10 protein-coding genes are annotated in these 17,735 nt (G+C 66.9%); 4 read left to right on the plus strand and 6 right to left on the minus strand.

Features of this window, described 5'->3' with window-relative positions:
- Positions 1-45 precede the first annotated feature (45 nt).
- Genes AB5Y68_RS09795 through AB5Y68_RS09805 form a run of 3 tightly spaced genes read left to right on the plus strand, consistent with a single transcriptional unit; the run spans position 46 to position 2,986 of the window.
- Positions 46-1,062: an amonabactin ABC transporter permease subunit 2 gene (locus AB5Y68_RS09795; RefSeq protein WP_010674444.1), complete on the plus strand. Its 1,017-nt coding sequence runs from the start codon at positions 46-48 to the stop codon at positions 1,060-1,062.
- Between the two features lie 12 nt (positions 1,063-1,074).
- Positions 1,075-2,124, plus strand: a complete 1,050-nt coding sequence (locus tag AB5Y68_RS09800) for an amonabactin ABC transporter permease subunit 1 (protein WP_039038895.1) — start codon at positions 1,075-1,077, stop codon at positions 2,122-2,124.
- Between the two features lie 43 nt (positions 2,125-2,167).
- Positions 2,168-2,986 carry an amonabactin ABC transporter ATP-binding protein gene (locus tag AB5Y68_RS09805; protein ID WP_039038896.1) on the plus strand — a complete coding sequence of 273 codons (819 nt, stop codon included), beginning with the start codon at positions 2,168-2,170 and terminating at the stop codon, positions 2,984-2,986.
- A gap of 90 nt (positions 2,987-3,076) precedes the next feature.
- Here AB5Y68_RS09805 and AB5Y68_RS09810 read toward each other — a convergent pair whose 3' ends face one another.
- Positions 3,077-3,808, minus strand: coding sequence for a 4'-phosphopantetheinyl transferase (locus tag AB5Y68_RS09810; RefSeq protein ID WP_039038897.1), 732 nt, complete (start codon positions 3,806-3,808; stop codon positions 3,077-3,079).
- 185 nt (positions 3,809-3,993) lie between these two features.
- On the opposite strand from AB5Y68_RS09810, the gene AB5Y68_RS09815 reads away from it, so the two are divergent.
- Positions 3,994-4,932 (plus strand): iron-siderophore ABC transporter substrate-binding protein, encoded by a 939-nt coding sequence (locus AB5Y68_RS09815; protein ID WP_039038898.1) that lies wholly within the window; start codon positions 3,994-3,996, stop codon positions 4,930-4,932.
- A 202-nt stretch (positions 4,933-5,134) separates the two neighbouring features.
- Here AB5Y68_RS09815 and amoH read toward each other — a convergent pair whose 3' ends face one another.
- From amoH to amoB, 5 genes are read right to left on the minus strand one after another with little or no spacing between them, the layout of a single operon-like run.
- Positions 5,135-6,679 (minus strand): amonabactin biosynthesis glycine adenylation protein AmoH, encoded by a 1,545-nt coding sequence (amoH, locus tag AB5Y68_RS09820; protein WP_039038899.1) that lies wholly within the window; start codon positions 6,677-6,679, stop codon positions 5,135-5,137.
- Complete coding sequence (gene amoG / locus AB5Y68_RS09825; RefSeq protein ID WP_039038900.1) at positions 6,676-12,936, minus strand: amonabactin biosynthesis non-ribosomal peptide synthetase AmoG; 6,261 nt, start codon at positions 12,934-12,936, stop codon at positions 6,676-6,678. Before amoG ends, amoH begins: the two co-directional genes overlap by 4 nt.
- A 14-nt stretch (positions 12,937-12,950) precedes the next feature.
- Positions 12,951-13,700, minus strand: coding sequence for an amonabactin biosynthesis protein AmoA (gene amoA, locus AB5Y68_RS09830; RefSeq protein WP_039038901.1), 750 nt, complete (start codon positions 13,698-13,700; stop codon positions 12,951-12,953).
- 20 nt (positions 13,701-13,720) lie between these two features.
- Positions 13,721-16,822, minus strand: coding sequence for an amonabactin biosynthesis non-ribosomal peptide synthetase AmoF (gene amoF, locus AB5Y68_RS09835; protein WP_039038902.1), 3,102 nt, complete (start codon positions 16,820-16,822; stop codon positions 13,721-13,723).
- Positions 16,819-17,730, minus strand: coding sequence for an amonabactin biosynthesis bifunctional protein AmoB (gene amoB, locus AB5Y68_RS09840; protein WP_039038903.1), 912 nt, complete (start codon positions 17,728-17,730; stop codon positions 16,819-16,821). Before amoB ends, amoF begins: the two co-directional genes overlap by 4 nt.
- Positions 17,731-17,735 lie beyond the last annotated feature (5 nt).

Genomic DNA, 17,735 nt, shown 5'->3' on the forward strand with positions numbered 1-17,735 from the left:
CTCCCTTTTTGCGTTTCTGCCTCCCCGAATTCAAGGAGTCATTGAGTGCTCAGATACCAAGCTCGGCTGTTCTGGCTCGGCGTGCTGCTCCTCTTCCTGCTGATTTGTCTGTCACTGGCCACCGGGGCCGGTGTCTATGGTGGCCGCGAGGTCGCCGGTTTCCTGATGGGCGATCCCGCCTTCGTGGCCGATGAAAAGCTCGCCATGATAGTCCATACCCTGCGCCTGCCCCGTACCCTGGCAGCCCTGGTGGTGGGGGCATCACTCTCCCTGGCGGCCTCCATGCTGCAAAGTGCCACACGCAATCCTCTGGCCGAACCCGGCCTGCTCGGGGTCAATGCCGGCGCCGTCTTTGCCCTGGTGATCGGCCTCACCTGGTTTGGCGTCGAATCCGCCTACGGGTATCTGCTCTGGTCCGGCATGGGGGCCCTGCTCGGCAACCTCATCGTGCTGGGCCTCGGCCTCATGGTGGGGCGCTCCAACCCCCTCAAGCTCATCCTGGTAGGGGTCGCCCTCTCCGCCACCTTCGGCGGTCTTTCCAACTTCCTGCTGCTCTCCAACCGGGTGGTGCTGGAGCAGTTCCGCTTCTGGAACTTAGGGTCCCTTGCCGCCTCCAGTCTGGAAGCGGTACTCACCGTGGTCCCCTTTGCCCTGGCCGCCCTGCTGCTGACCCTGGCGCTCTGTCGCCCTCTCACCCTGATGCAGATGGGGGATCACCAATCCAGGGCCCTCGGCATCCGCCCCACCCGGGTGCGGATCGGCGTGCTCTTGGCCGCAACGCTCTTCACCGCCTGCGCCATCGCCATCGCCGGTCCCATCGGCTTCGTCGGCTTCCTCGCCGCCTACTGCGCCCGCCTGGTGGAGCCGGTTCGCCTCGCCATCCAGGTGCGCTTCTCCGCCCTGTTCGGGGTACTCTTTCTGCTCGGTGCCGATGTGCTGGCCCGCTGGCTGATCCAGCCCTACGAGCTGCCCAACGGCGTCATTCTGGCGCTCATCGGGGCGCCCGTGCTCATCCTGGTGGTGCGCAGCGGCGGCTTCCGCTCCCTGCTGGCCGTCAAATAAGGTGCCACGCCCATGAAGAACTCTCTCTCACTCCCGAGCGGCACCCTCTGCCTTCGCCTTGGCAGCCACACCCTGTTGCTGCACCGCCGCGCCTGGCTCATCACCCTGGGGCTCCTGGTCGCCCTCACCCTGCTCTCCCTGCTGGCCCTCACCCTGGGCTCCGGCAAGATCACCATGATGGGGGTGATCCAGACCCTGCTCGGGGAGGGAAGCAGACTCGATCAGGTGACCGTCTTCAAGATCCGACTGCCGCGCCTGTTGGCGGTGCTGGTGGCCGGCGCCGCCATGGGACTCTCGGGCTGCCTGGTGCAGACCCTGGTGCGAAACCGCCTCGCCACCCCGGACATGATCGGGGTCAACGAGGGAGCATCCCTGGCCATCATCATCTTCTCTCTCTATCTGACCCTGGGCACCTGGCCCTGGTGGGCCGCCCCCTTCGGCGCCCTGTTTGCCGCCGCCGTGCTCTATGCCCTGTGCAACAAGCCGGGGGAGCAGGGCTACCTGTTCGTGGTGATCGGCATCGGGGTCTCGGAGCTGATGAACGCCCTCGGCCAGTTCGTCATGTCCACCCAGTCCCTGGTACACCTCACCAGCCTCTATCTGTGGAACATGGGCAACTTCGTCGGTCAGGGCTATGGCACCCTGCTGCCGGTGAGCCTGCTGCTCCTGCTCATCTGCCCCTGGACCGTCTGTCTCTCCCGCTCCCTCGGCGTGCTGCGCCTGGGACCGGTCACCGCCCGAACTCTCGGGGTCAACGTGAACCGGGTGCAGCTCGGGGTGCTGGCCCAGGCCATCATCGTCGCAGCTCTTGGCACCGCCATCGGCGGCCCCGTGGTCTTCATCGCCATGGCGGCCCCCATCCTTGCCTCCTGGCTCAGCCGGGATCGCATCGTGCCGCTCTGGATTGCCGCTCTGTGCGGCGCCCTGATGCTGCTCGCCAGCGACACCCTGGTGCGGGTGCTGGCCAGCCCCCACGAGGTGGCTACCGGCATCATGACCCGCATTCTCGGCGGCCTGCTGCTGCTCTTCATCCTGCTCAAAGATCGCCAGAAGGCCGACTGACCATGGCATTCATCCATTTTCAATACAGACCGAGGGCCGCCCGATGACGCTCACCGTGAACCGACTCCAGTTCGGCTACCCGCAAAAGACCATCTTCAAGGAGATCTCCTTCTCCCTCCCCCGGGGCAAGCTGGTGGGGATCGTCGGCCCCAACGGCGGTGGCAAATCCACGCTGCTCAAGCTCCTTGCGGGACAGGAGCAGCCCCGGTCCGGGGAGATCCTGCTCAAGGAGAAGCCACTCGGTGCCTATGGCGCCAAAGCCCTGGCTCGGGAACTCGCCTATCTGCCCCAACGTCCCCTGGTCCCCCCCGGTATCCTGGTGGAGCAGCTGGTGCAATACGGCCGCCATCCCCATCAGGGCTGGTTCAATCAGTGGAGCGAGGAAGATGCTCGCATGGTGGACTGGGCCCGGGAGCGGATGCAGCTCGATGCCATCTGGCACCAGAGCGCCAGTTCGCTGTCCGGCGGTCAGGCCCAGCGGGTGTGGCTCGCCATGGTGCTGGCCCAGGATGCGGACATCATCTTGCTGGACGAGCCCACCAGCGCGCTGGACATCGGCCACCAGACCGAGGTGATGGAGGCCATCCATCGGGTCGCCGCCGAGGGCAAGACGGTGCTTATCGTCATCCACGATCTCGCCACCGCCGCCCGCTACTGCGACGAGCTGATTGCCCTGGGGGATGGCGCCATCCAGGCCATGGGCCCGGCCCGGGAGGTGGTGACCAAGCCCCTCATCGATCGCCTCTACCAGACCGATGTGGACATACTGCACGCCCCCGGCGACGGGGCCCCTGTCATCGTGCCCCGCCGACGCGCTGACGAAGCGCCTCGCCTGCGCGCCGACCATGGCGTGTCAGCCTGAGCCATACCCTGTGCCAGAGAAAGAAACCGCCTGATGGCGGTTTCTTTCTCTGGGCTTTGCGTTGGCGTTATCCGGGCGCTGGCATCGTGCTCACAGCAGCAAGACGGTGAGCACGCCCCCCGGCAGGGCTTGCCAGTGCAGGGTGCAGCGCCAGCCGGCTGGCAGGGTCGGTGTCAGCGGGCATTTGAGCTCCAGGGTGAGAGTCTGCGCCGTCATGGCGAGCCAGCGGGCATCGAGAAAGTCAAAGTAGCGCCCCACCCGGGAATAGAGCCCCTTGAAGAGGCTCTCCTTGGCTGAAAACACCAGAGTCAGTCCCTCTGCCAGGCTCAGCTGGGCGTCGTGAGCCCCCGCCTCCAGCCGTCCCCACTCCTCCCCATCCATGATACCGGGCCAGAACTGCCCCCCTTGGTCGCCATCGAGCCAGGCCTCCAGATCCAGCCCTATTCCCTCCTGGCCCGGGCGCACCGCACACAGGGCCACCCCCTCTCCCGCCAGCCGGCTGTGGCTGATGCTCCCCTCCACCCCCTCAGGCCAGAGTGGCTCCCGGGCCGCTCCGATGGCCACGCTGCATCCTGCAAGACCGAAGGGACGCAGGGCCTCACGGGCTGCGAGACGCCCCGCCAGAAACTCCCCGAGGCGCTTGGGGGCAGCCCCCTGCAATGAAGCAGGCAAGATGATGCCCTGGGCCCCAAAGCACTCCGGCGAGAAGGCGGCGGGATCAAAACTGACCCGATGAAGAGACAGCGTCTCCAGGCCCGGCAGGCACAAGGTATCGAATTGACGGACAAAGGATCCATCGAGTGAGGGACAACGAGGCAACATGCAAGGCTCCTGACAGGGGCCTGCGATGGTACCAAAGCAAGCCGATGTCATGCCACAAATACAAATGACAACGCTTCTCACTTGCCTTGTGGTAGCATGTCCCCGCCCATTCGGGGCTGGCCGGGCGGCTCTCAGGCACTTTCCACAGACTCCGGCCCACCGATTTCACCCATAAGGATGTCACCATGAAGATCTTCTCCCCGCTGGCCACCTTGCTCATGCTGGCCAGCCTGACGGGCTTCCAGGCCCAGGCGGGCAGCCGCCAGGTCATCGATGCCAACGGCCAGCCCCAGAGCGTCCCCGATGCGCCCCGGCGGGTCGTCGTGTTGAGCGAACTCGATCTCGACAGCGCCCTGACTCTGGGGGTGCAGCCGGTGGGCACCGTCAATGGGCGCGGCCAGTCCACCCTGCCCCGCTATCTGCTGGACAAGGCGGGCAAGGAGATCGCCGTGGTCGGGGATCTGGACAACCCCAATATGGAGACCCTCATCGATCTGGAGCCCGACCTCATCCTCACCGGCCAGACCAAGCCCGAGCTGCTCGCCCTGCTCAAGGAGATCGCCCCCACCGTCGTCACCGGCAACTGGGGCGAGCCCTGGAAAACCGTATTCGGTCGCAGCGCCGACGCGATGAACCGGGGGGCCGAGGCCAAGGCGTTCCTCACCCGGTATGAGGCCCGCCTGGCAGAGGCCCGCAGCAAGCTCGCCCAGCATCAGGGGGAACAGATGAGCATAGTGCGCTGGAACCCCAAGGGGCCGAGCTACATGCACGGCGGCACCTTTGCCAGCAGCGTGGTCACCGAGATGGGGCTCACCCGCCCCTCCCACCAGATTGGCGACAAGAGCCCCCACTCCCCGGCCCTGAGCCTCGAATCCCTGAACCTGCTGGACGGTGACTGGCTGGTGATCGGCACCCTCAGCACCAGCGGGGATGCGGTGGATGCCATGAAACAGGCCGAGCAGACTCCGGCCTTCCAGCAGCTCGGCGCCATCAAGGGCAAGCGCTTCGGCGCCGTGGACGGGTCGCTCTGGACCTCCACCGGCGGCCCCCAGGCGGCCCTCAAGGTGATCGACGACGTCGAGCGCCTGCTCACCAAACCGGATGCCGCCCCCATCGCTCACTAATCCCTCGGTTGACGGCCAACAAGAAGCCCGCATGATGCGGGCTTCTTTTTATCCATCGCTCTTACCATCCAGCAAGGCGACTACTCGGGCAATGGCAGCGCCTTTCTGTCCAGTTTGCCGCTGCCAGTCTTTGGCAGGGCATCCAGCAAGAGGATCCGTGCCAGCACCCTGTTATTGAGGCATCGAGCCTGCAAGCCCTTTGTCACCCCGGCAATGGCAGCGCCTTTCTGTCGAGCTTGCCGCTGCCGGTCTTGGGCAGGGCATCCAGCAGGATGAGCCGCGCCGGCACCATGTAGTGAGGCAGCGTCGCCTGCAGCCCCTTGCGCAGGGCGAGCCGATTGAGAGTCACCCCGCTTTTCGCCTCCACGTAGCCCACCAGCATGGCCTCGTCCCCCTCGCCCACCAGACGCACCGCCGCCTCCTGCACCCCGGCCTGACGACGCAGTCCCGCCTCCACCTCGCCGAGCTCGATGCGAAAACCCCGCAGCTTGATCTGATCGTCGCGCCGTCCCAGATAGAGGAAGCGGTCCGCCCCAAGAAGGCGCACCCGATCGCCGGTGCGATAGAGGCGATGGGTGGCAAGGCGCAGGAAGGCGGCGCTGGTCAAGGCAGGCTTGCGCCAGTACCCCTCGCACAGGGCCGGGCTCTCGATGCAGAGCTCGCCGCACTCCCCCTCTGCCACCGGCTGCCCCGCCTCGTCCAGCACCCAGTGACGATAGCCGGGCAGGCTGTGGCTGATGGTGATCTGCCCGCCAACCGGCGGCCAGCGCACCTCGCTCACCAGCGACCAGACGGTGGCCTCGGTCGGCCCGTAGCAGTTCCACAGCCGCCGGGTGCGGGCACAGAGCTGCTCGGCCAGACCTGGGTCCAGCGCCTCGCCGCCGCACAGGGCGGTGAGGGTATTGCGCCCCTGCCAGCCAGCCTTGAGCAACATACGCCAGCAGGCCGGGGTGGCCTGCAGCCAGTTGATGGAGGAGTCGGCCTCGAGCAGGGCCAGCATCCCCAGGGGATCCTTGTTGTGCTCACCGCCAGCCACCGTCAGCCGGCCACCGCCCCAGAGCGGCCCCAGCATCTCCAGCAGGGAGATGTCGAAGGCCGGGGTGGTGATAAAGAGCCAATGGCAGCTCGGTGAGAGCCCGAGCCGCTCGCGGATCCCGTCGAGGAAGCAGAGCAGGGCTCGCCGGCTGATGACCACCCCCTTGGGCTCGCCGGTGGAGCCCGAGGTGAACATCATGTAGGCAGCCAGGGCGTCATCCACCTGAGGCCAGGAGACCGGCCCTGCCGCTGCCGGCCCGCCGAGGGTACGCAGCGGACAGCCGAAAGCGGGCACCGATCGATCGCAGTCGCAGATCACCGCCGACAGGCGAGCCTGGCGGGCGATCCCCTGTAGCCGCTCCACCGGAAAATCCGGTTCAAGGGGCACAAAGGTGAGACCGAGGCGCAGGCAGGCCAGCAGGCTGGCCACCAGATCGGGGCCGCGGGAGAGATAGAGACCGACCCGCTCCCCCACCGCCAGCCCCTGCAATCGGGCGGCAATCTCGCCGACTCTGGCATTGAGCGCGCCGTAGCTGAGCCACTGCTCATCTGATCCGCCCTCACTGATGCCCTCCCCGCCCATGCGGATGGCGGGGGCCAGCGGGGTGGCGGCCAGACAGGCGGCCAGCCGCGCACCCAGGTTGGCCGCCCCCTCACGGGGGGCAGGCCGGGTTTGCACGAGCGGAGCCTTATGCTTGATGGTCACCGTCATAGCGCCGCCTCCGTTTGGCGTACCAGCCAGTGCCGATAGAGCCGGCTGGGGGATGGATGGGCCTTGAGCGTCTGCAGGGTAAGTGGCGCCCGATCCTGCGCGAACGCCTCGTTAAGAGCAGCCAGCAGGGCGAGCTGCTGCACCGAATCCACCCCGAGTTCACACAGGGTCTGCTGCCAGATGCCGAGCACGCCGCACTGGCGCTCCCACAGGGCCACCAGCGCGCGGGCCTCGGCCGGCGGCTGAGCCAGGCTGGGCTCCGCCCTGGTGGCGACCACCTGCGGCATCACCGGGGGCTGTGCCGCCACCACGCTGGCCGGTTGGCTCAGATCCGTCTGCGCCAGCCAGTCGAGCTCGGCCAGCCAGTCAGCCAGCACCGCCTCGGCCCGGGCCTCGGGGATCTGCTCGCCATCGAACTCGAGGCGCAGCTGGAGCGTCTCACCCCGACTGCTGACCACCAAGGAGAGAGGAAGCTCCACCTTCTCCACCACGGCGCCGAACTGCGGCACTAGCTGGTGAGGTTCGGGGGCGACGGGGGCCGCCGGCATGGGGTAGTTCTCGAACACGAACAGGCTCTGGAACAGACGTGCCCGGCCTTTGGTCAGTGCCGCCAGCGACTGGGTGCCGTGCTCATTGAGCGCCATCAGGTCGGTCTGCAACCGGGCGATATGCTCGGCCAGGGTCAGCTCGGTGTGCCACGCCAGGGCCAACGGCAGGCTGTTGATGTAGAGCCCGACGCTCGCAGTGATCCCCTCGATGGGGTAATCCCGGCCCGGGGTCACGTTGCCCACCAGGGTGACGGCATCGCCAGAGCGGCATGCCAGCAGACGGTGCCAGGCATATTGGGCCAACAGGCCCGCGGTCACGCCAAGGTCGCGGGCACGATGGGCGAGCAGGGTCGCCACCTCGGTCGGCAGCACCGTGGCGCACACCGCCGGTCGCTGCTGGGTATGGCGCCCGCTTGCGCCAGCGTCCAGCGTCACCCCGAACAGGCAGGCGAGATCGTTAGCCTTTGTTAGCAGCTCCTCCCGCCCCTGCCAGTAAACCTCGGCGCTGCGGGCTTGGCTGGCGATATGGCGGCCAAATTCGAGCCAGGCGGTATCCGGATCGCGCTGGGGCAGCAAACCGTTCATGAGAGACTGATAGTCGCGATGCAGGGAGCCCAGCAACACGGGGCCGCTCCAGCCATCCAGCACGCCGTGATGGGCGCTGAAGACAACCTTGTGGTGATCGGGGGCCAATTTGAAACAGGCAAGGCGCAGCAGGGGGGCCTGCTCAAGCGGGATCGGGCGGGCCAGATCCTGCTCGCGATAGGCCTGGACCCAGGCCTCTGCATGTTCCACCTCGGACAAGTCCTCATAGTGGAATGGCAACTCGGCGTGCTTGAGAATGCGCTGGAGCGCCACCCCGTCCGCCAGTACCAGTTCGCTGCGAAGGGCCGGCCAGCGGGCAATCGGCCCCTGCCAGGCCTGACGGTAGACCGCCACGTCCAGCGGCTGGTGATAGTCGATTTCGGTCTGCAGGTGATAGGCGTGATCCCGGGGCGCCAGCGCCCTGTGATGGAACATGCTCTGCTGAAGCGAGGTCATGGGCAGCAGGGTCTCCACCTCGCGCCCGGCCAGCACCCGATCGAGCCCAGCTTGCGAGAGGTCAAGCCCCGGGAAGTCGCTCGGGGTATGGCGCGGCGCCTTCAGGTTGCAGCAGTGCTCCACCAGCGCCGTCAGGTTGTCCGCCAGCCGCGCCATCAGAGCGTCGCTCCCTTGCTGGTTGAGGGCGCCGACCTGGCGCAGGGTGAGGCGGCCATCAAACACGCCCCCATGCAGACTGACCAGTTCCCGCGGCAGGTTGTCAGGGGACGTGGGTGCCCCCGGCGCCAGCGGCAGGGGCTGCCAGGGCTGAGCGGCCTCGCCCTGATGGCTGACCCCCAGGTAGTTGAAGACGATAAGGGCCTGGGGCAGCTCAGACCCACGGGGGTGGTGCAGTCGTAGGGCGTTGAAGCCCACCCCCTTGTCCGGCACGGCGCGCAGCTGTTCCTTGGTGGCGCACACCAGCGCATCCCACTCCTTGGCATCCGCCAGCGCCAGCGGGTAGGTGCTGGTAAACCAGCCCAGGGTACGGCTCACGTCCAGTTCAGCATCGATGGCCTCGCGGCCGTGTCCTTCCAGCATCACGCAGTGACGGCTGCCGTAACCCAGCTCGCTCAGGGTACGGGTCAGGGCCGCCAGCAGCAGGTCTGGCACCCGGGTGAAGTAGGCCTGGTTGGCGGTGTCGATGAGACGGGCCGTGGTCTCCTGACTCAACTGCAGCAGGCTGGCGGCGGCGCGGCCATCGGCGGCGCGCACCGCTTCCAGCAGGTGACCCTGGCTGCCCTCCCCCTGCGCCAACCAGAAGCCAAGCTGATCCTCTTCCCGTTTGGCGTAGGCTGCGAGCCCCTCGCCCCACTGGCGATAGCTGCTGCCCTTGGCGGGCAGCGGCTCGCCCCTGCTCACCCGGGCCAGATCCTCGGCCAGAATGCGCCAGGAGACGGCATCGATCACCAGGTGATGGAAGGCGAGGAAGAGCCCCTCCACCGTCTCGCCCTCCCGATCCCCCTCCAAGGAGAGATTGCGCAGGCGGGCCCAGGCCAGGGTGTGGCCGCTGGCAGGATCCAGATCTCCCTGCAGCTCGGTCAGGCGGGCCTGCAGTTCGGCCTCGTCTAGATTGGCGGCATCCAGGGTCGGCAGCGGCGGCAATGGCTGTTCGGCCAGGTAGCGCTGGCCGGTCGGGGTCACCGCCAGGCGCAGGGCATCGTGGTGCTGGCGCAGGACATTCAGCCAGCCGCGCAGGGCCTCATCGTCCACCCCGGCCGGCAGGCGCAGGATCACCCCCTGGTTCCAGTGACCGGACTTGGCAAAGCCCTGCTCGAAGAACCAGTGTTGAATGGGATGGAGCGGGAACTCGCCGGTCAGGCTGCCCTGCTCGCTTCTGTGGCTGACCGCCTGCTGCTGGCCGAGCTGGCGGCAGAGACGGCGCACCGTCTTGGCTTCGAACACGTCCTTCACGCTGCAGTGCAACCCCGCATCCCGCAGCCGGGTGGTGAGCTGGATGCTGAGGATGGAGTCACCGCCCAACCGGAAGAAATCATCCTCCACCCCGAGGGGCTGCTTGAGCACCCCTTGCCAGATGGCGAGCACGGTCTGCTCCAGTTCGTTTTGCGGCTCGCCCTTGCTCTGCTGCCAGACGATGGCGGGCAGGCGGCGCAAGTCCAGCTTGCCGTTGGGGGTGAGCGGCATCTCGGGCAGCCAGCAGAGGCGCGCCGGCACCATGTATTCGGGCAGGCACTCGCCGGCCCGCTGCAGCAGGGCGTCGCCGTCGGGCTCCCTTGCCCCGGCCTGCAAACAGGCGTAAGCCAGCAGGCGCCCCTCCTGCACCACCACCTTGATCTGGCGAATGGCCGGGCACAATTCGGCGAGCCGGGTCTCTATCTCACCCGGCTCGATGCGATAGCCGCGCAGCTTGATCTGCTCGTCTATCCGGCCCAGATACTGGATGTTGCCGTCGCGGCGCAGCAGGGCCCGATCGCCGGTGCGATAGAGGCGATGGGTACGTGCCGCCAGTGTCAGCTCGATAAAGGCTTCCTGAGTGCGCTCTGGCAGATTGAGGTAGCCACGGGCCAGCCCCAGCCCTGCCAGGCAGAGCTCGCCGGGCACCCCCACCGGGCAGAGGTTGCCCGCCTCGTCCAGGATCAGCGCCTTCAGGTTATTGACGGGGCGACCTATGGTGATGGGCGTCCCCGGGGTGAGCCGCGCGCAGAGCGCGGTGACGGTGCACTCGGTCGGGCCGTACATGTTGAACAGCGCCACCCGCTCCCCCCAGCGCTCCACCAGGCTGCTCGGGCACGCCTCGCCGCCAAAGCCGATAGCCTTGAGGGAACCGAGATCCGCCGGGGGCAATAGATTCGCCAACAGCGCCGTGGGCAGGATCATATGGCTGGCACCGCAAGCGATCGCGGCACTGATCACCCCCTCGCCCGGCTCGCCGAAGTGCAGGGCCGCACCGCAGTACAGGGGCAGCAAGCTGGTCATGTTGCCGGCATCAAACGAGAGGGACATGCAGTTGAACATGGCGCCATTCTGATCAAGGGCGATGCGCTCGCCGTGATCCGCCATCAGGTTGACCAGGCTGCCCTGCTCCACCATGACCCCCTTCGGCAGGCCGGTGCTGCCGGAGGTGTAGATGATCTGGGCCAGCATGGCGGCGTCCCGAGGCAGTGCGGGCGTGCTGGTTGGCATCTTGTCCAGCGCAAGCCCGTGCAGATCGTGATACTCGGCAGTCGTGCCCGCCAGCGCCTCGCCAAGGCGCGGGTCCGGCACGCCACCCAGCACCAGGCTGATGTCAGCGTCGGTGAGGATATGGGCCAGCCGCTCGGCGGGATAGGCAGGATCCAGCGGTACATAGGCCGCCCCCGCCTTCCAGCAGGCGAGCAGGGCGATGACGAAGGCGACATCCCGTCTGGCCTGGATGCCGATGGCGGCGCCCGGGGTGACGCCGCAGGATTGCAGCCAGTGGGCCAGCCGGTTGGCACGCGTTTCCAGCTCGCCATAGGTCAACGATTGCGCGCCGTCGCTGACCGCCAACGCGTCCGGCAACTGAATAGCGCGCCGCTCGATATGACAGAGCAGGGTGTCGCGGCTCGGGTAATCCGGCGGCAGGTCTGCAAGCTCTGCGGCGAGCGCCGCCTGGTCGGTGCCCTCCTCCAGCGGCAACTGCCAGATGTCGGTCTCGGGGGCCGCCACCACGGCGCGCATCAGGTGCAGCAGGCGATCGGCATAAGCCTGGATGGTCTCTCGCTCGAACAGGGCGGTGGCAAACAGCCAGTCCACCCGGACGGAGTCCATCAGCTCGGTCACCTTGACCGAGATGTCGGTCTTGGCCGGCAACACAGGCGAGGTCTCCTCCACCAGCTGGCAGCCGGGGATGAGATCGTTGAAGTCCACCTTGGCCTGATAGACCAGCATGATCTGGAAGATGGGGTTGATGGCAGTAGTGCGATCGGCGCCGATGGCCTCGGCCAGCGCCTCGAAACGGTAGAGCTGGTGATCGAAGGCCGCCAGATCCTCCTCCCGGCACTGCTGTAGATAGTCGACAAAGCTGGGCTTGCCGCTAAGTTGAGTGCGCAGCACCAGGGTATTGACGAAAAAGCCCACCAGCGACTCGATCTCGTGGCGCTCGCGATAGGCGAGCGGGGTGCCGATCACCACCTCCTTCTCGCCGCTCTGGCGCACCATCAGCAGGGCAAACAGGGCGTGCAGACCGATGAAGTTGGAGGTGCTGTGGCGCTGACAGAGGCGCTTGAAGCTCTCCCACAGGTCGCTCTCGATGGTGGAGAAGACCAGCTCGCCGCCGCTGTCCTGATGGGCCGGGCGCGGCTTGTCGAGCGGCAGACCGTGCACCTCGGGGCTGCCACCGAGCCGATCGACCCAGAACGGCTTGAACTCGGCGTGATAATCGAGAAAGCGGTCCGAGTTGAACCAGCGGGCATAGTCGATGTAGGTGAGCGGCAGCTCGCTCACCTGCAGAGGCTCGCGGTTCTGATGGGCAAGAAAGGCGCGCTTGAGATCCGCGAACATGTTCTTGACCGACCAGCCGTCGGAGATGATGTGGTGCTGAGTGATTAGCAGCACGTGCTCGCGGCTGCCCAGCCGAATAAGATGCACCCGGCTGAGCTCCCCCTGGGTCAGGGAGAAGGGGCGCCCGATCTCCTCGCGTACCCGCCTGGCCACATAGGCTTCGCGCTCGGCAGCGGGCTCTGTGCTCACGTCCTCTATCTGCAGCTTGAAGGGCGTGTGGGGCAGGATCTCCTGGGCCCCCCTGCCCGCCTCGTCCTTGATGAAGCGGGTACGCATGCTGGGGTGGCGGGCAAACAGGTGGTCGAAGGCAAACTCCAGTGCCACCGTGTCCAGCTCTCCCTTGACGCGAAAATAGACCGGCATGTTGTAGAGGTGGGAGGCCTCCTCGTACTGCTCGATAAACCAGAGCCCGCTCTGGGACGAGGAGAGCGGCCCCTGCCGGGCGCCCTCGGCGGCGATAGGTTCTTCGAAGGCGGCACGGGCCGCCAGGCAGCGCACCAGCTCATCCTTGTGGGCCTTGATGGTGGCACCGATGGCCGGCGTCACCGCCTCCTTGCTCGACTGGGAGATAAGCTGGCCCTTGTCGTTCAGAGCCAGCTTCACTCCCTGCCGTTCCAGCTGTTTCAACAGCAAAATCATATTGTTCATCTGTTTCTCAAGCCTCAGGCACTCAGGGTGGCGCCGCCGTCGACGACCAGATCCTGCAGCGTGATGTGGCTGGCCAGATCCGAGGCCAGGAAGAGGACGGTATGAGCGATCTCCGCCGGGGTGGCGACCTTGCGCAGGGGGATGCCGAGCTTGAACTGCTCCGGCAACCCGGCAATGGTGCGGGCCATGGCCTCCTCGCTTGGCAACATGCCGCGCAGCATGGGGGTATCCGTCGAGCCCGGCGACACCAGGTTGGCGCGCACGCCGAAGGGGGCCAGCTCCAGCCCCACCGTCTGGGTCAGGCTGGTGACCGCCGCCTTGGAGGCACAGTAGGCCGCCATCTGCATGCGCGGCACATGGGCGGCGTTGGAGCCGATGGTGACGATGGCGCCGCGCCGCTGCCCCTTGAAGTGGGGCACCAGGGCCCGCAGCAGATAGAAGACGCCGCTGGCGTTGACCGTCATGCAGTCGTGCCAGTCGTCATCGCTTAAGGTTTCGGTGGGGCCGAGACGCAGTACCCCGGCCCCGTTCACCAGCACATCGAGCCCGCCGTCCGCCAGCAGCGCTGCGCAGCAGGCGTTGACCGCCTTAGAATCGCCAATATCGAGCAGCCGGGTGGCATAGGGGTAGTCAGCTTCGGGAAACACCAGGTCCAGCCCCACCACGGATGCGCCGGCCGCCACGAACTGCGTCGCCACCTCGCGGCCGATGCCGCGCCCGGCCCCGGTCACCCAGACCCGCTTGCCAGTAAAATCAAAGGCCATTGCTTGTTGCTCCTTATCCATCACCACACCATCTCCACGCTCTCTTCGTCCTCGGCAAGCAGGCCGTCGAGGAAACGGCAGAAGTCGTCGAGGCGCGGGTGATCGAACACGTCGGAGACCTTGACCTGCACCCCGAACTCGGCGCCGAGCCGGTTGACGATCTGGATGGTCTGCAGGGACTGGCCCCCCAGTTCGAAGAAGTTGTCGGCGGGCGCCATGGTGGCGAGCCCCAGGATCTGCTGCCAGATGGCGCCGACCCGGTTCTCGGTCTCGCTGCCCAGGGTCAGGGCTTCGCCGCCCGCCTGGTAGGCGGCCAGCAAGGCCTTGCGATCCAGCTTGTTGGAGCCGGTGCGGGGCAGCTGGTCATAGTGGCGATAGTCGGTGGGGATCATGGCGGCAGGCAGCACCCTGGCCAGCTGCGCCTTGATGACCCTGCTGTCGCGCTCCGGCCCCGCCACGAAGGCCACCAGCCGGCGCACGCTGCCGATGCTCACCCCCTGCACGCAGGCCTCGTCCACCCCCGGCAGGGCCAGCAGCTGGGCCTCCACTTCGCCGGGCTGGATGCGATAGCCACTTATCTTGAACTCGTTGTCGCGCCGACCCAGATAGACCAGCCGGCCATCCACCAGGCGCACCCGATCGCCGGTGCGATAGACGGGCATCAGCTCCGCGCCAACCCGCAAGGTATCGAAGCTGCCTTGTACGCCCCCCACATAGCCATTGGCCAGCTGCGGGCCGAGCAGCACCAGCTCCCCCTCGTTGGCGGGTTGCTCCCCCGCCCCCAGAATGAGCGCCTGCATGCCGGGCAGCGGCAGGCCGATGGGTAGCTGGGCCTGGCTCGGATCTTCCTGCTGCAGCTCCTGAGTGGTCACCACCACTGTGGTCTCGGTGGGGCCGTAGGTGTTGAACAGGCGCACATCGGAGCGGCCCTGACGCTGCCACTGGGCCAGCTGCTCGGGATAGACCGCCTCGCCGCCGATGATGACAGTGGTAAGCTCGGCAGGAATGTGGGCCTGACCCGCCGTCAGCGCCACCACCCACTCGTTCCAGAACGCGGTGGGCAGGTCGAGGTGGGTGATCCCCATCTGCTCCACCCCGGCCGCAAAGGCGGGCATGGATTCGAGCAGGGCGTCGGTGCGCAGTACCAGGGTGGCGCCGGCGCTCAAGGTAGCGAACACCTCCTCGATGCTGGCGTCGAAGTTGAAGGGGGCGAATTGCAGCATCCGCGCCTCTTCATCCAGGTGATAACGGCAGCGGGCGGCGGCGGCGAAGTGATCCAGCGCGCCGTGGCTCACCGCCACCCCTTTGGGCAGACCGGTCGAGCCCGAGGTGAACATCAGGTAGGCGACGGCGCGGCCGGCGGCCGGCTGGTTGAGCCGATCACCGCTCACCAGATCCCCCGCCAGCAGGGTGCGCCCCTCAAACAGGCTGGCCAGCTTGTGGCGGTACTCGGCCTGGGTGATCAGGGTCTTGACCTCCCCCAGCCGCAGAATATGGCCCTGGCGCTCCAGCGGCTGCTCGGGGTCGAGGGGCACGTAGACGGCGCCCGCCAGCAACACCGCCAGCTGGGCGAAGATGGCCTGGGGGGTGCGGGCCAGCATGACCCCCACCTTGTCGCCGGGGGCGACGCCTGCGGCCTGCAGGGCGGCCGCCATCTGTTCGGATCTGGCCAGCAGCGCCTCGTAGCTGAAGCGGGCCTCTCCCTGCGCCGTGCTCTGAATCAAGGCAATCTTGTCCGGGGTCTGGGCGGCGAAATGGCAGAGCGCCTCCAGCACAGGCCGAGCCTTGATCACTTCATGGGAGGGGCCGGCGATCAGGGCGCTGGCTCGCTGCTCGGCCAGCCAGTCAGCTTTGAGCGTCCCCAGAGTCCGGGCAGGCTCGGCCAGCCAGCGCCCCAGCAGGGCAAACAGGGTATCGGCGATGGCTGCCAGATCCCCCTGCTGGTAGCAGCCGGGGTTGGCGTCCAGATCCAGTCTGGGCTGGCCATCAACGCCAACCTGCACCTCGATGGTGAGATCCTCCACCGGGCCGGCGCTGATGTTGAGAATATGGGCAGATAGCGGCCCGAAGCGGCGAGCGTGATCGAAGGGCATGATGTTGACCAGCGGGCCGAACAGGCGTTTGTCGCCCCCCACCAGGCCAAGGTCGCGGCGCAGCAGCTCGTAGCGGTAGTGCTGGTGCTTGCGCACCCCGCGCTTGGCCTTGGCCACGGCGCCAGCGGCTCCCGCCAGATCCAGTTCTTCACCCAGAGTCAGCGCCAGCGGGGTAATGTTCATCTGCATGCAGGGCACGGTCAGCGACGCCGAGCCGATGCGGTTCATCATCATCAGGCCGAACAGGGTCTTATCCTGGCCGCTCGACAGCGACAGCTGGGCAGAGAGGCCGGCCAGCAGCAGATCGGGCCAGCCCAGCTTGTGCTCGTCGGCAAAGCCGGTCAGGGATTGCCAGAGCGCCGCCGGCAGCGGACGGCTCTCGCGGATAAATTCGGCGGCAATCGGTGCGCGGGTCTCGCCAAAGGACTTCACCTCGGGCCAGCCTTGCAGCTGCTCCTGCCAGAAGGCGCGGGCGGCGTCGTTCTTGCCGCTCTGCTCGCGGCTCGTCTCTTCGGCCAGCACTTCAGCCAACGAGCCGAAGGGAGATGGGGAGTTCATCTCACCGGCCAGCCCCTCTGCATACAGTTCGGCGATGCGCTGGAACAGCAAGGTGGTGCCAAAGCCGTCGAGGGCGATGTGGTGCACGCAGCTGTAGAGATAATCGCGGCCGGGGCCGCGCAGCAGGGCGAAACGGCAGGGTGCATCTTGGGTCAACTCGAACGGGCGGCGCAGATCGGCCCAGGCCCAGGCGCGGGCCAGCGTCTCGTCATCGTGCTCGAGGGAGACCTCTTCATAGGCCAGGGGCAGCTCGGCCGGGACGAAGCAGACCGCCTCCTTATCGTCTTCGAAGTGGCCCTTGAGCGCCTCGCACTCCCCCACCGCCTTGGCAAGGGCCGCGACCAGCACGGCCGCCTCGACCTTGCCGTCGAAGGCGATGCACTCGGCGGTGTTGAACATCGCCTTGTCGTCGTTGAGCAGATGTCCGGACCAGAGCCCCTGCTGGGGGATGGTCAAGGGGAAGCGGTTCATGGGGCCACCTCCAGGGCCTGGGCTGCCAGCCTGGCCTCGATCAGGCGCCACCAGCCGTTGAGGGTCGGCAGCTTGGCGAGATCCACGAAGCCGAGCTCCACCCCGGCGGCGCGCCACTCGGTGAGCAGGGCCATGATCCGCACAGAATCCAGACCGTAGTCGATAAGGTTCTCGTCGGGGTCAAACTCCCCTTCGTCCTCGTCGATATGACTCAGCAGCCGCGCCTTGAGCCCCTCATACGTCAGCAAGGGATTGGTGGGCTGGGCGGCAGAAGCGGAGGCCGGGGCGAGGGCCAGCACCTCCTCGCAGCGGATCACCTTGCCGCAGCGGGTTGCCACATAGTCGAGCGCCATCTGGTGGTCGGCCAGGGAGAAGTCCGCCACCCCGTCCGCCAGGAAGAAGGGCTGGATGTCGCGCATGAAGGCGTCGCAGGCGGTCATCATGCAGCCAATATGGCCGTAGATGCCGCCGATGATCAGCTGATCCCGCCCCAGCGCTTTGAGCATCTGCTCGAGCTCGGAGCGCTGGAAGGCGCTGTAGCGCCACTTGACCAGCACGGTGTCGTCCCGCTCTGGGCGCAGGGCTGCCACCACCTGCTGCTGCTCGGGCCGCTTGTTGAGACCCGGGCCCCACATGTCGTTGAGCAGGGCGCGATCTTCAGGGGATTGATCCTTGGGCTGGGCGGTGTAGAAGACCGGAATACCGAGGGCCTTGCACTGCTTGCGCACGGCGGCCAGCTGCTCGGTGAGCGCCGCGATCAGCGGGCTGTTTTCGCCATAGAAGGCGGTGAAGTACTCCTGCATGTCGTGGATCAGCAGGGCGGCGCGTTTGGGCTCCAGGGTCCAGTCGACCTTGTTGGCCTTCCATTGGCTGGGCATGGCGTAATTGTTCAGGGTTGGGATAGCCATAACGT

Source organism: Aeromonas sp. R6-1 (assembly GCF_040908165.1).
Taxonomy (GTDB): domain Bacteria; phylum Pseudomonadota; class Gammaproteobacteria; order Enterobacterales; family Aeromonadaceae; genus Aeromonas; species Aeromonas caviae.